Genomic DNA, 14,845 nt, shown 5'->3' on the forward strand with positions numbered 1-14,845 from the left:
CGAAGTCGAACTGTTCGGGCTTGGGCTTGCCGCCGCCGAAGGTCCAGGTGAAGCCGAAGAACGCCGCCCGCACATTGGCGGTGCGCACGGTCACGTCCTTCAGGGTCGGGGTGTCGGTGACGACCTTGTCCTCGAAGCTGTCCAGCGCGTCCTGCACCGTCACGACCAGCGACAGCCGGTCGTTGACCTTCCGGCGGTAGCCCAGATTGACCATCTGGAACGGCTCGCGGTGGCCCTGCGGGGTCAGGCGCTTGCCCGAGCTGAAGGCGTTGATCTGGAAGAAGTCCTTGGGCGTGGCCTGCCAGTTGACGTTGGCGCGGCCCGACAGGGTGGTGGCCGAACGCGTGCCGGCGAAGCCCAGGTTGCTGGCGTCGATTTCGTTCCAGAAGGCGTTGGCGCTGACGTTGTAGCTGATCTTCGGCGTCAGCCGGCCGTTGGCCACCAGCTCCAGCCCGCCGTTGCGGCTCTGGCTGAGATTCTCGCGGGTGGTCAGCAGCACGCCGTCGCCCAGGTCGCGGACGACGTCGGTCACCACCCCGTCGCTGGTGCGGTAATAGGCCGTGGCCAGGTAGTAGGCCGGACCCTTGCGGTACTGCCAGCCCAGCTCGAACGAGTCGGTGACCTGCGGCTTCAGGAAAGGGTTGCCCGCGCGGTAGTTCTGCGGGTCCTGATAGACCGGATAGGGGTTCAGGTCCTGCACCTGCGGGCGCTGGACGCGGCGGCTGTAGCTGGCCTTGAAGCTGTTGTTCTCGTTGACCGTGTAGCCCAGGTGCAGGCTGGGATAGACCTTGAAATAGTCGTTCGAGACCTTCTGGCCGCTGGTCACCTGGTTGGCGTCGAACTGCACCTGCTCGGCGCGCAGCCCGCCCTGGGCGGTGAAGTCGCCGAAGGCGTGCTCGTAGGTGACGTAGCCGGCGTAGACGTCCTGGTCGTACAGGAAGCGGTTGGTGCGCGCGGCGCTGACCGTCAGGGCGTTCCAGGACGGGCCGGTCTCGCCGTGATTGTCGTAGTCGTTCTTGGTCCACTCGAAATCGACGCCGGTCTTCAGCGTGCCGCCGCCGACGCCGGGCTGGGCGTAGTCGGTCTTGAAGTTGGTGCGCTTCTGCTTGGCCCCGAAGCCGAACCGCTCATAGAGGTCGCTGGCGGCGGCGTAGTCGTTGACGGCGCTGGAGTCGCGCGAGAATTCGGTCTCCTCGTACTCCAGGTGGGCGGTCAGCAGGTGCTCGGCGCCCTTGAACTGGCGACGCCAGTCGGCGCTGACGCCGGCGTTGTCGCGCGTCATGGCCGCGTCGGTCGAGCGCGCATAGTCGGAGGCCGAACCCACATAGTCGTAGGTCTCCTCGCCCGTGGTGTCGAACTTCATGCGGCGATAGCGGACTTCGCCGCTCAGGCGGTCCTTGGGCGTGATGTCGTAGTCGACGCCGCCGCGCAGATTGACCATGTCGCCCTTGTTCTCGAAGGCGCCGTCCTGGCTGCTGGCGCCGGCGGCGGTCTGGCGCTGGATCGACTGCCAGGCCTCCTGCTTCTCGTGGCGCAGGCCGACATCGCCCGACAGGGTCAGCTTGTCCTTCACGTAGTTGCCGCTGACGCCGCCGTTGTAGCGGCCGTCGGTGCTGGCGTTCAGGCGCACCGTGCCCGTGCCGCCGGGCTTGCGGGTCTTCTTGGTGACCAGGTTGATGATCCCGGCCGTGCCATCGGGACGGAAGGCGGCCGAGGGGTTGGTCATCACCTCGACGCGGTCGATCTGGTCGGCCGGCATGGCCTGCAGGGCGTCGCCGCGGCCGTCGCCGTTGAACATGCCCGAGGGCTTGCCGTCGATCAGGATGGTGACGCTGCTGTCGCCGCGCAGGCTGACATTGCCCTGCACGTCGACCTCGACCGAGGGGATGTTGCGCAGGGCGTCGGCGATCGAGCCGGTGCGGGCGGAAAGGTCGTTGGCGACGCTGTAGCTGCGGCGGTCGATCGAGCTGCGCATGGCGGTGTTGTCGCCGGTGACCGTCACGCCTTCGACGGCGGCGGGGGCCGCGCCCTTCGGAGCGGCGGGCGCGGGGGCCGGAGCCGCCGTCTGGGCGGCCGTCTGGGCCAGGGCCAGGCACGGCGCCGCGATCATGGCGGTGGCGGAAAGCAGGATGGTCTTCAGGCGCAAGGCGCGCTCCCCCGAGGTCGTCGGTCGAGGCGCCGCGAGCGGACGTTCCGCGCTGGTCTCGACCTTCAGCCGTAAAGCGCGGCTTTGATCGCGGGGCAAATTTCTTTTCGGCAATGTTCTTGCGCGACGGAGACGATACTTGCGAGCATTTCGCAAATTCTTGCCCGAACGCGTTGCTGGCCGACGCCAGATGACAACGTTGCCATCGCCCCTTGCGAGGCGCGCCGGACCTGACACTATCCCCCGGCGACGAGGGCGGCGCCGGAAGCGGAATCCCGCAAAAACGGCCGCTTGCGCGCTGATACCGGTAACACTAAGGTCGCCGGCAACTATGGTCCCTACGGGGGCGCGTTAGGGATCAAACATGGCTCCTAGAGGGGGCCAGTTCGGGGAGGACTCCAGTGGCATCAGTTTCCAGCGCCGGACCAAGCGCCGGCATGAGCGCCGACGGCGCGAAGGTGAACATGGCCTTCGTCGCCGCCATCGTGGCCGTGGCCACCATCGGCGGCTTCATGTTCGGCTACGACAGCGGCGTCATCAACGGCACCCAGGAAGGCCTGAACAGCGCCTTCAAGCTCACCGAGTTCGGCACCGGCCTGAACGTGGCCGCCATCCTGATCGGCTGCGCCGTCGGCGCCTTCGCCGCCGGCCGCCTGGCCGACGTGTGGGGCCGCCGCACGGTGATGATCATCTCGGCCCTGCTGTTCGTGATCAGCGCCCTGGGCACGGGCGCGGCCCACACCTCGACCGTCTTCGTCATCTTCCGCCTGATCGGCGGCCTGGGCGTCGGCGCGGCCAGCGTGCTGTGCCCGGTCTACATCTCGGAAGTCACGCCCGCCAACATCCGCGGCCGCCTGTCGTCCGTGCAGCAGATCATGATCATCACCGGCCTGACCGGCGCGTTCGTGGCCAACTACGTGCTGGCCCACACCGCCGGCAGCTCGACCGCCGAGTTCTGGCTGGGCCTGCCCGCCTGGCGCTGGATGTTCTGGATGCAGGTCATCCCGGCCGGCGTGTTCTTCCTGGCCCTGCTGACCATTCCTGAAAGCCCGCGCTTCCTGGTCGCCAAGGGCAAGGACACCCAGGCCGAGGCCATCCTGTCGCGCCTGTTCGGGGCCGGCACGGGCGCGGCCAAGGTCGCCGAGATCCGCGCCTCGCTGAGCGCCGACCACAAGCCGAAGTTCTCCGACCTGCTGGACCCCACGACCCGCAAGATCCGTCCGATCCTGTGGGCCGGCCTGGTCCTGGCGATCTTCCAGCAGTTCGTCGGCATCAACATCGTCTTCTACTACGGCTCGGTGCTGTGGCAGTCGGTGGGCTTCACCGAGGACGACAGCCTGAAGATCAACATCCTGTCGGGCGCCCTGTCGATCGTGGCCTGTCTGGCCGCCATCGCCCTGATCGACCGCATCGGCCGCAAGCCGCTGCTGCTGATCGGTTCGGCCGGCATGGCCGTGACCCTGGGCGTGCTGACCTGGTGCTTCTCGACCGCCACCACGGTCAACGGCGCCCTGCACCTGGACGCCTCGGTCGGCCCGATCGCCCTGGTCGCCGCCAACCTCTACGTGATCTTCTTCAACCTCTCCTGGGGTCCGGTCATGTGGGTCATGCTCGGCGAGATGTTCCCCAACCAGATGCGCGGCTCGGCCCTGGCCGTCGCCGGCTTCGCCCAGTGGATCGCCAACTTCGCCATCTCGTTCAGCTTCCCGTCCATGGCCAAGCTCAGCCTGTCGGCGACCTACGGTTTCTACGCGGCCAGCGCCGTGGTCTCGTTCTTCCTCGTCCAGAAGCTCATCCACGAGACCCGTGGCAAGGAGCTGGAGGCGATGGAGGGGTGATCCTCGTGACCCCTCCCCCTGAAGGGGGAGGTGTCGCCGAAGGCGACGGAGGGGGATGTGGCCGCCAAGCCGGCAGGTCCCCGACGTCGGCAGGAACTACCCCCTCCGGCCCTTCGGGCCACCTCCCCCTTCGGGGAGAGGGTTTTGGAAACGCCCGGGAGCCTCGCTCCCGGGCGTTTTCTTTTGCCCTCGCCAGTGACAGCGTTATCGTCGGAAAATGGGTTATGACACCGGTAGACAAAGCGACGCCACGCCGCTTAAGTGACCGGTAACAGGCCAGCGCGACGCAGGATGCGCGGCCCAGTCTTCGGGAAGGAAACACATGGCCGACCTCAGCCGCCGCGGAGCCTTGGGCTCTCTCTTGACCGGGGCAGCCGCGGCAGCCGCCCTGCCCTCCGCCGCTTCGGCGCAAGGCGTCGGCAGCCTGCCCGCCAAGAGCGCGACCGGCCCGACCTGGACCAAGGGGATCGAAGGCCAGCGCAAGGCCGACCTCGGCGACGGGACCTTCCTCAATCCCATCCTGGCCGGCGACCATCCCGACCCGTCGATCCTCAAGGACGGCGACGACTACTACATGACCCACTCGTCGTTCGACGCCTATCCGGGCCTGCTGATCTGGCATTCCAAGGACCTGGTGAACTGGACGCCGGTGGCGCCGACGCTGAAGACCAACATCGGCTCGGTCTGGGCGCCGGAGCTGTGCAAGTACAAGGGCCGCTACTACCTCTACATCCCGGCCAAGTTTCCGAAGAACAACACCAGCTACGTGATCTGGGCCGACAGGATCGAAGGCCCCTGGTCCGAGCCGATCGACCTGAAGCTGCCCGGCTATATCGACCCCGGCCACGTGGTCGACGAGAACGGCGAGCGCTGGCTGTTCCTGTCCGGCGGCGACCGCATCAAGCTCGCGCCCGACGGCCTGTCGACGGTCGGCAAGCCCGAGCACGTCTATGATCCGTGGCGCTATCCGGACGAGTGGGACGTCGAAGGCTTCTCGCCCGAAGGCCCCAAGGTGATGAAGCGCGGCGACTGGTTCTACATGATCACCGCCGTGGGCGGCACGGCCGGCCCGCCGACCGGCCACATGGTCATCGCCGCCCGCGCCAGATCGCTGGCCGGGCCGTGGGAGAACCACCCCCGCAACCCGCTGGTCCGCACCGTCGACAACGCCGAGAAGTGGTGGTCGCGCGGCCACGCCACCCTGGTCGAGGGCCCCACGCCCGGCGACTGGTGGACGGTCTATCACGGCTACGAGAACGGCTACTGGACGCTGGGCCGCCAGACCCTGCTGGCCCCGGTGACCTGGACCAAGGACGGCTGGTTCGAGATCGGCGGCGGGGATCTGGCCAAACCCATCAAGAAACCCAAGGGCGGCAAGAGCGGCCCGCACGGCATGGCGCTGTCGGACGACTTCAGCGCCGACAAGTACGGCGTGCAGTGGAACTTCTTCGATCCCAAGCCGGGCGAGCAGGACCGCATCAGCCGCGGAAGCGGCGTGCTGACCCTGAAGGGCGCGGGCGAGGCGCCGTCGACCGGTTCGCCGCTGATCTTCGTCAATGGCGACCAGGCCTATGAGATCGAGTGCGAGATCGAGGTCGATCCGGAGACCCGGGCGGGCCTGATCCTGTTCTACGACCGCCAGCTCTATTGCGGCCTGGGGTTCGATGCGAAGAACTTCGTCACCCACCAGTACGGCATCGAGCGCGGGCGTCCCGCCAATCCGCATGGGAGCAAGATGCTCCTGCGCCTGCGCAACACCCGCCACATCGTCGCCTTCCACACCTCGGGCGACGGCGGGGCGACCTGGAAGCGGTTCGACCGCGGCATGGAGGTCAGCGGCTACCACCACAATGTGCGCGGCGGCTTCCTGATGCTGAAACCGGGGCTCTACGCGGCCGGCAAGGGCTCGGCGCGGTTCCGGAACTTCAAGTACCGCGCGCTGGACTGATCACCTCAAGGCCCTCCCCCTGAAGGGGGAGGTGGCCCGAAGGGCCGGAGGGGGAAGTCCCTTCTGACGTCGAGACGGTTGCTGGCTGAGCAATCACTTCCCCCTCAGTCGCTCCGCGACAGCTCCCCCTTCAGGGGGAGCATCCCGTTTGATTGGAGACGAGACCATGATGAAGTCCCTCCTCCTCGCCGCCGCCCTTCTGGTCGCTCCCCTCGCCGCCCCAATGGCCGCCCACGCCCAGGAACCCGAGCCGCCGGCGTTCCGCGCGGTGAAGGTCGTGCTGGTCGGCGACTCCACCACCGCCGTGATCGGCGGCTGGGGTCCCAGTTTCTGCGGCCAGCACCTGACCTCGTTAGCCGCCTGCATCAACCTGGCGCGCGGCGGCCGCTCCAGCGGCAACTACCGCACCGAGGGCTCGTGGCGCGTGGCGCTGAAGGAGATCGGCTCGGGCGGCTTCACCGACACCTATGTGCTGATCCAGTTCGGCCACAACGACCAGCCGGGCAAGCCGGGCCGCTCGACGGACCTCGCCACCGAGTTTCCGGCCAACCTCAAGCGCTATGTCGAGGAGGTGCGGGCGGCCGGCGGCAAGCCGGTGCTGGTCACGCCGCTGACCCGCCGCCAGTTCAAGGACGGCAAGCTGATCGACGACCTGGGTCCCTGGGCCGAGGCGACCCGCAAGGTCGCCGCCGAGACCGGGACGCCGCTGGTCGATCTGCACGCCAAGTCCTACGCCGCCGTCCAGGCCATGGGCGCGGCGCAGGCCACGCGCTTCGCCCAGATGCCGCCCCCGCCCGAGGTGCTGGCCGCCGCCCGCACCGGCACGACGATCAGCGCCCAGCCGGCGGCTCCCCCGGCGCCCGGCGCCACGCCCGCCGCCCAGGCCCAGAACAACGCCGCCGTCGAGCCCATGGGCCAGGCCAAGCTGTCGTTCGACTACACCCACCTGGGCCGCGACGGCGCGGACTACTTCTCGAAGATCGTCACCGACGAGCTGGCCGTCGCCGTACCGGCGCTGCGGCGCTACCTGGTTCCGTAAGGCGCCGCTTCCCCTCCCCTCGTCATCCCGGCCGAAGGCGCGCCAGCGCCGCAGAGCCGGGACCCAGAGGCCGCCGCACAGCGTCGGCTGGCGATAGGGTGGAGGGATCCCTGCCGCTGAGCCCAGCCCCCCTGGGTCCCGGCTCTACGCTGCGCTACGGCCGGGATGACGACTTGAGGGGACTGCTTAGAGTCCTTCCTAGCCCAGCAGGCAGGTCAGCACGGCCTTCATCGTCTGGGCGATGGCCGTGCGGTCCTGGTCGGGGTGGTTGACGCTGCGCATCACCAGGCCGTCGAACATGGCGCCGATCATCTCGGTGCGGGCGGCGAACTCCTCGTCGCTCCATTCGGGCTTGCGGCTGCGCTCCAGCATGCTGCGGGCCAGCAGGCGCTCCTGCTCGTCGGCGGCGCGGACGATGGCGGCGACCTTGGGATTGCGCGAGGCCTCGGCCATCACCTCCAGCACCAGCGGCGCACGGCGCGGATCGTAGCACTTGCCCACGGCGTCATCGATGTGCTCGAGCATGGCGTCGAGCAGCGTGCCGGGCCGGCTTTCCAGCTCGGCGAACTTCTCGCGCATCTCGGCCAGGTCCTGGGCGACGATGGCCGCGACCATGGCTTCCTTGTTCTCGAAGTAGCGGTAGATCTGGCCCACGCTGAGGCCGGCGGCCTTGGCGATCTCGGCCATGCTGGCGCCATGGAAGCCCGAGCGACGCACGATGTCGCAGGCCGCATCCAGAATCTGCTGCCGCCGCGCCTCGGGCGTCGGCTTGGCGCTTGAACTCACGTCGACCATCGAGGGTCTCGCTCTCCATTACATTTCCGTCAGGTCAACCGAGCCGGCCTGCCGGGGTGTTGACTTCGCCTTACCCCGGGCCTATGTCCAGCGCAATTGAGAATGAACGTTCATTCTCAAATTGTTCATCATAGGCGCGTCGTCAAGGGTCCCTCCCTCCTTGCGGCGCTCTGACGCTCCGGGGATATCCATGGCTATCAAACGTCCGCTCGCCGCTTCGGCGGTTCTTCTGGCGGCTGTCTCGCTCACCCTCGTCGCCTGCGGGCAAGGCAAGGGCGGAGCCGCGGGCGGCATGGGCGCGGGCGGTCCGACGCCCGTGGGCGTGGTGGTCGTGAAGACCGAGCCGGTGACCCTGACCAGCGAACTTCAGGGCCGCACCTCGGCCTATCTGGTCTCGGAAGTGCGTCCGCAGGTCGGCGGCATCGTGAAAGCCCGCCTGTTCCAGGAAGGCGGCTACGTCCGCGCCGGCCAGCCGCTCTACCAGATCGATCCGGCCACCTTCCAGGCGGCGGTCAACAGCGCCCAGGCGGGCCTGGCCCAGGCCCAGGCGACCTACACCGCCGCCAAGCTGAAGGCCTACCGCTACAAGGAACTGGTCGCCGTCAACGCCGTCTCCAAGCAGGACAACGACGACGCCCAGGCCAGCGCCCAGCAAGCTCAGGCAAACGTCGCCGCCCAGAAGGCCGCCGTCGACAGCGCCCGCATCAACCTCGGCTGGACCCGCGTGGTCGCCCCGATCTCGGGCCGCATCGGCAAGAGCTCGGTGACCCCCGGCGCCCTGGTCACCGCCAGCCAGACCACGGCTCTGGCCACCATCCAGAACCTCGACAAGATCTATGTCGACCTGACCCAGTCGTCGGCCGAACTGCTGGCCCTGCAGCGCGACCTGGCCGGCGGCCAGATCGGCCGCGCGGGCTCGGCCCAGGTGACCCTGAAGCTGGAAGACGGCTCGACCTACCCGGTCGCCGGCCGCCTGGAGTTCGCCGACGTCACCGTCGACCAGACCACCGGCTCGTTCGGCCTGCGCGCCACCTTCGACAACCCGAACGGCACCCTGCTGCCGGGCATGTACGTGCGCGCCACCCTGGGCAAGGGCGTGGCCTCCAACGGCGTGCTGATCCCGCAGGCCGGCGTCAGCCGCGACCCGAAGGGCAATGCGACCGTGACCGTCGTCAACGCCAAGGGCGCGGCCGAAACCCGTCCGATCACCGTCGGCCAGACGGTCGGCGACAGGTGGCTGGTCACCTCCGGCCTGAAGGTCGGCGACCAGGTCATCGTCGAAGGCCTGCAGAAGGTCCGTCCCGGCGCGCCCGTGAAGGCCGCCGTCATCACCGCTCAACGCTAAGGCCGGACCGTCATGTTGTCCCGTTTCTTCATCGACAGGCCCATCTTCGCGTGGGTCGTCGCGATCGTGATCATGCTGGCGGGGGCGCTCGCCATCCGCACGCTGCCGATCGCCCAGTATCCCGAGATCGCCCTGCCGCAGGTCTCGGTCTCCGCCACCTATCCCGGCGCCTCGGCCAAGACGGTCGAAGACAGCGTCACCCAGGTCATCGAACAGAAGATGAAGGGCCTGGACGGGCTGGACTACATGTCGTCGACCAGCGACAGCTCCGGCTCGGCCACCACGACCCTGACCTTCAAGGCCGGCACCGACATCGACATCGCCCAGGTGCAGGTCCAGAACAAGCTGTCGAGCGCCGAGGCCCTGCTTCCCCAAGAGGTGCAGCAGCAAGGCCTGACGGTCGCCAAGTCGGCCCGTAACTTCATGATGGTCGTCGGCCTCTATTCCGAGGACGCCAGCACCACCAACACCGACCTGGCCGACTACATCGCGTCCAACATCCAGGACCCGCTGAGCCGCGTCGACGGCGTGGGCGACGTGCAGCTGTTCGGCGCCCAGTACGCCATGCGCATCTGGCTCGACCCGAACAAGCTGGCCTCCTACAGCCTGACCCCGGCCGACGTTTCGACCGCCATCACGGCGCAGAACGCCCAGGTCTCGGCCGGCCAGCTGGGCGGCACGCCCAACGTCCAGGGCACCGCGCTGAACGCCACGATCACGGCCCAGTCGCGCCTGCAGACGCCGGAAGAGTTCGAGAACATCATCGTCAAGAACAGCACCGGCGGCGCCATCGTGCACCTGCGCGACGTCGCCCGCGTCGAGCTGGGCGCCGAAAGCTACGTCTCGAACGCCAAGTTCAACGGCAAGCCGGCCGCCGGTCTGGCCATCAAGCTGGCCCCCGGCGCCAACGCCCTCGACACCGCCAAGGCGGTGAAGGAGCGCATGGCCCAGCTCGAGAAGAGCTTCCCGAGCAGCTACCGCTACGTCGTGCCCTACGACTCCACGCCGTTCGTGGAGCTGTCGATCCACGAAGTGATCAAGACGCTGATCGAAGCGATCATCCTCGTCTTCATCGTCATGTTCCTGTTCCTGCAGAACTGGCGCGCGACCCTGATCCCGACCATCGCCGTTCCGGTCGTCCTCTTGGGCACCTTCGGCATCCTCGCGGCCTTCGGCTACTCCATCAACACCCTGACCATGTTCGGCCTGGTGCTGGCCATCGGCCTGCTCGTCGACGACGCCATCGTCGTGGTCGAGAACGTCGAACGGGTGATGAGCGAGGAAGGGCTTTCGCCCCTCGAGGCGACCCGCAAGTCGATGACCGAGATCACCGGCGCCCTGATCGGCATCGCGCTGGTGCTGTCGGCGGTGTTCGTGCCCATGGCCTTCTTCAGCGGCTCGCAGGGCGTCATCTACCGTCAGTTCTCGATCACGATCGTCTCGGCCATGGGCCTGTCGGTCATCGTCGCCCTGATCCTGACGCCGGCCCTCTGCGCCACCATGCTGAAGCCGTCGAGCCGCGGCCATGGCGAGCCGCTCCAGACCGACCACAAGGGTCCGCTGGGCGCGATCGTCAATTTCTTCAACCGCTTCTTCAACTGGTTCAACCGCAGCTTCAACGACGTCTCGGGCCGCTATCAGAACGGCGTCCGCGGCATCCTGGGCAAGAGCGTCCGCTGGATGGCCATCTACGGCGCGATCATCCTGGTCATGGGCCTGCTGTTCGTCCGCCTGCCCAGCGCCTTCCTGCCGGAAGAAGACCAGGGGATCATGATCACCCTCGTCCAGCTGCCGCCGGGCGCCACCGAGGAACGCACCCAGGGCGTGCTGGACCAGGTCCGCAGCCACTTCCTGGAAGGCGAGAAGGACGCCGTGCAGTCGGTGTTCACCGTGTCGGGCTTCAGCTTCAGCGGCGCGGGCCAGAACGCCGGTCTGGCCTTCGTCCGCCTGAAGGACTTCGACAAGCGCAAGGCCGCCAACCTCAAGGCCGCGGCCGTCGCCGGTCGCGCCATGGGGGCCTTCGGCCAGATCCGCGACGCGATGGTGTTCGCCGTCGTGCCGCCGGCGGTGCCGGAACTGGGCACCTCGTCGGGCTTCGACTTCCAGCTGCAGGACATCGGCGGCGTGGGCCATGACGCCCTCACCGCCGCCCGCAACCAGGTTCTGGGCATGGCCGCCCAGGATCCCAACCTGGTCGGCGTGCGTCCCAACGGCCAGGAAGACACCCCGCAGCTGAAGATCGACATCGACCAGGCCAAGGCCGGGGCGATGGGCCTGACCACCTCGGACATCAACGCAGCCCTCAGCGCCGCGTGGGGCGGGTCGTACATCAACGACTTCGTCGACCGCGGCCGGGTCAAGAAGGTCTACCTGCAGGCCGACGCCCAGTACCGGATGAAGCCGGAAGACCTCAACAACTGGTACGTCCGCAACAGCACCGGCCAGATGGTGCCCTTCTCGGCCTTCGCCACGACCCACTGGATCTACGGCTCGCCGCGTCTGGAGCGCTACAACGGCCTGTCGTCGATGAACATCCAGGGCTCGCCGGCCCCGGGCAAGAGCTCGGGCGACGCGATGAACGCCATGGAGAAGATCGCCGCCACCCTGCCGGCCGGCATCAGCTTCGAATGGACCGGCCTGTCGGCCCAGGAACGCGAGGCGGGCAACCAGGCTCCGGCCCTGTACGCCATCTCGATCCTGGTGGTGTTCCTGCTGCTGGCCGCCCTCTACGAAAGCTGGGCGATCCCGCTGTCGGTGATCATGGTCATCCCGCTCGGCATCGTCGGCGCCCTGCTGGCGACCACCCTGCGCGGCCTGTCCAACGACATCTACTTCCAGGTGGGCCTGCTGACGACCATGGGCCTGGCGGCCAAGAACGCCATCCTGATCGTCGAGTTCGCCAAGGAGATCTACGAGCGCACCGGAAACCTGGTGGAAGCCACTCTGGAAGCCGTCCGCATCCGTCTGCGTCCGATCATCATGACCTCGCTGGCCTTCGTCTTCGGCGTTCTGCCGCTGGCGATTTCCAACGGGGCTGGATCCGGGAGCCAGCACGCGATCGGCACGGGCGTCATCGGCGGCATGCTGTCGGCGACCATCCTGGCGATCTTCTTCGTCCCGCTGTTCTTCGTGATCGTCGAACGGATCTTCAAGCCCAAGCCCCGTCACCACGACGAGGCCCCCGCCGCTCCGGTGGAAAGCCACTGAGATGATGCTTCGTAACCTGACCCTCACCCTGCTGGCGGCGAGCGCGCTTTCCGCCTGCACCCTGGCTCCCCCGCACGAGCGTCCGGCCCTGCCGGTCGCCTCGACCTGGCCGACGGCTTCGGCCAACGGTTCGAGCGTGAGCGCCGGCGACCTGGCCTGGAAACAGGTCTTCGAAGATCCCCGCCTGGCGGGGACGATCGAACTGGCCCTGGCCAACAACCGCGACCTTCGGGTCGCGGTGCTCAACATCGACAAGGCCCGGGCGACCTACCGCGTCCAGCGCGCCGACCTGCTGCCGGGCGTCAACGCCTCGCTCAGCGAGACCCGCAGCCACACCCCGGCGGCGACCTCGCAGACCGGCGCGGCCCTCGACGTCGAGACCTATTCGGCCGGCGTCGGCGTCACCTCCTACGAGGTCGACCTGTTCGGCCGGGTCCGCAGCCTGTCGAACGTCGCCCTGCAGAGCTATCTGTCGACGGCCGAGACCGCCCGCGCGACCCAGATCAGCCTGATCGCCGAGACGGCCAACGCCTGGCTGACCCTGGCCGCCGACCAGGACCTGCTGGCGCTGGCCAAGGACACGCTGAAGAGCCGCGAGGACAGCCTCGCCCTCACCCAGCGCCAGTTCGACGCCGGCGCCGTCTCGCAGCTGGACCTGCGCACCTCGCAGACCCTGGCCGAGACCGCCCGTTCGGACGTGGCGACCTACACGGCCCAGGTCGAGCAGGACAAGAACGCCCTGCGCCTGCTGGCCGGGACCGACGTGCCGGCCGACCTGCTGCCGGCCGGCGGCCTGATCACCGCGCAGATCCTCCCCGACCTGCCGGCGGGCGTGCCGTCCGACGTGCTGACCCGCCGTCCGGACGTGCTGTCGGCCGAGCACAGCCTGATGGGGGCGGAAGCCAACATCGGCGCGGCCCGCGCGGCCTTCTTCCCGCAGATCAGCCTGACGGGTTCGTACGGCAGCGCCAGCACCGACCTGGGCGACCTGTTCAAGAGCGGCGGCAAGGCCTGGAGCTTCGCGCCCAGCATCACCCTGCCGATCTTCGCCGGCGGGGCCAACAAGGCCAATCTGGACGGCGCCAAGGCCAGCCAGAAGATCGCGGTGGCGATCTACGAGAAGACCGTGCAGACGGCCTTCCGCGAGGTGGCCGACGCCCTGGCGACCCAGGCGACCATCGGCGACCGCCTGGCCGCCCAGGAACGCCTGGCCGCCGCCGCCGCCGACACCGCGCGCCTGACCAAGCTGCGCTACGACCGCGGCGTCGACAGCTCCCTGACCCTGCTGGACGCCCAGCGCTCGCAGTATTCGGCCCAGCAGGGCCTGATCAACGCGCGCCTGGCCCGGGCCAGCAACCTGGTCACGCTCTACAAGGTCCTCGGCGGCGGCGCCCCGAAGGCTTGATCTATCGGGGAGGGTCTCGCGCCCTCCCCCACCAGACCCCCGCGCGACGGTGCGGGGTTGATCGCGGCGGCCACCCCCGGACACGTCGCGACCAGGAAGGGGCGCGTCACCCCCCCAATCCCAGGCGCGCCCCTTCCACCCCTTTTCCTACATTTCCGATCGAAGCCGCCCCCAGCCGCGCGTGCAGATCGCCGAGCCAGCGCGCGCAGGCCGTCCGGATCGCCGCGTCCACCTCCGCGCGCTTACCCGCTCCATCGGGACGGAAGACCCGGCCGGCCGCCTTGGCGTCGATCGCCGCGGCCGCGCCGATCGCCTCGGCCTCTTCAGTGGTCGGCGTCCAGCCGAAATGCGACAGGATCCGCTCGCTCAACGCCGCCGGCAGCATCTCGTAGCCGACCAACAGCCCCATCCCGTCGCGCGCCTTGGCCGCCAGCATCGCCTCGCCGATCGCCGCCAGCACCCGCGCGCGATAGTCGGCGTCGGGAACGGCCGGCTCGGCGAGGCCGAACACGGACGGCGCCACGACCTGCGGGACCATCTGCATGCCCACGTCGCGGGCGTGCGAGACCAGCACCTCCTGCGGCGCGCGGTGCAGGTGGATCCATGGCGTCTGCGGAAAGGCCTCGCGGAACAGGTCGAAGGCCATCGCGTGCCAGCAGTCGAGCTTGAGGAACAACCGCGCATCGCCCGCGCCGCGCGCACGGCCCAGGGCCGCGACCACGCCGCGCAGCAGCACGACCCGCCGCGCCCACGGCAGCCCGGAACGGACCACCGCGTCGATCGGCGCGGCCTCCGACAGCACGGTCGAGCCCTGCGCCGCGCCCAGCATCCGCCCCACCAGGGTCGAGCCGCAGCGCGACATGTGGAAGACGAGCCCGTCCGGCGTCGGTCCGGCCAGTCCCTCCAGCGCCGCCAGCGGCGTGCGCAGGCGCAGGAAGCGGTTCAGGGGCGAGGAGCGCACCGGCGGCAGGCTCTCGCCGAAGAACGACTCCGTCAGCCGCCGCGCGCCGAAGAAGGCCCAATCGACCGCGTCCTCGCCCGGCGTGACGGCGATCGGCAGCCAGCCGGCCGGCGGCGCGGCGGCGCGGTGCACGAACAGCTTCCGCTCCAGCCGCTCGCCCG

At 68.8% G+C, this 14,845-nt stretch carries 9 protein-coding genes; 6 read left to right on the plus strand and 3 right to left on the minus strand.

The features are described from left to right. Nucleotides 1-2,146: TonB-dependent receptor domain-containing protein (locus DMC18_RS09265; protein WP_110132877.1), on the minus strand; the 2,146-nt coding region annotated here is incomplete at its 3' end. 401 nt (nt 2,147-2,547) lie between these two features. Here DMC18_RS09265 and DMC18_RS09270 point away from each other — a divergent pair. From DMC18_RS09270 to DMC18_RS09280, 3 genes are all read left to right on the plus strand, one after another. Continuing rightward, entirely contained in the window at nt 2,548-3,984 is a 1,437-nt protein-coding gene (locus tag DMC18_RS09270; RefSeq protein ID WP_110119300.1) for a sugar porter family MFS transporter, read from the plus strand. 322 nt (nt 3,985-4,306) lie between these two features. Then, complete coding sequence (locus DMC18_RS09275) at nt 4,307-5,932, plus strand: family 43 glycosylhydrolase (protein WP_110119299.1); 1,626 nt, start codon at nt 4,307-4,309, stop codon at nt 5,930-5,932. 169 nt (nt 5,933-6,101) lie between these two features. After that, nucleotides 6,102-6,971, plus strand: coding sequence for a rhamnogalacturonan acetylesterase (locus tag DMC18_RS09280; RefSeq protein ID WP_110132880.1), 870 nt, complete (start codon nt 6,102-6,104; stop codon nt 6,969-6,971). Between the two features lie 198 nt (nt 6,972-7,169). Here DMC18_RS09280 and DMC18_RS09285 read toward each other — a convergent pair whose 3' ends face one another. Continuing rightward, the gene (locus tag DMC18_RS09285) at nt 7,170-7,766 is read right to left on the minus strand and encodes a TetR/AcrR family transcriptional regulator (RefSeq protein WP_110119296.1); all 597 of its coding nucleotides are present in this window, start codon (nt 7,764-7,766) and stop codon (nt 7,170-7,172) included. A gap of 190 nt (nt 7,767-7,956) precedes the next feature. Here DMC18_RS09285 and DMC18_RS09290 point away from each other — a divergent pair, with 190 nt between their 5' ends. The 3 genes from DMC18_RS09290 to DMC18_RS09300 are packed head-to-tail and all read left to right on the plus strand — an operon-like array spanning nt 7,957 to nt 13,723. Beyond that, nucleotides 7,957-9,111 (plus strand): efflux RND transporter periplasmic adaptor subunit, encoded by a 1,155-nt coding sequence (locus DMC18_RS09290; RefSeq protein ID WP_110132878.1) that lies wholly within the window; start codon nt 7,957-7,959, stop codon nt 9,109-9,111. A gap of 12 nt (nt 9,112-9,123) precedes the next feature. Continuing rightward, nucleotides 9,124-12,318: an efflux RND transporter permease subunit gene (locus tag DMC18_RS09295; protein WP_110119294.1), complete on the plus strand. Its 3,195-nt coding sequence runs from the start codon at nt 9,124-9,126 to the stop codon at nt 12,316-12,318. 4 nt (nt 12,319-12,322) lie between these two features. Beyond that, a complete protein-coding gene (locus DMC18_RS09300) occupies nt 12,323-13,723 on the plus strand; it encodes an efflux transporter outer membrane subunit (RefSeq protein WP_110132881.1) in 1,401 nt (466 codons plus the stop codon). 106 nt (nt 13,724-13,829) lie between these two features. On the opposite strand, the gene DMC18_RS25965 is transcribed toward DMC18_RS09300, so the two are convergent. Continuing rightward, on the minus strand, nt 13,830-14,845 hold a 1,016-nt coding region (locus DMC18_RS25965; protein WP_110132879.1), incomplete at its 5' end, for an aspartyl beta-hydroxylase.

The sequence above is a fragment of the Caulobacter sp. D5 genome (assembly GCF_003185805.1).
Classification (GTDB): Bacteria; Pseudomonadota; Alphaproteobacteria; order Caulobacterales; family Caulobacteraceae; genus Caulobacter.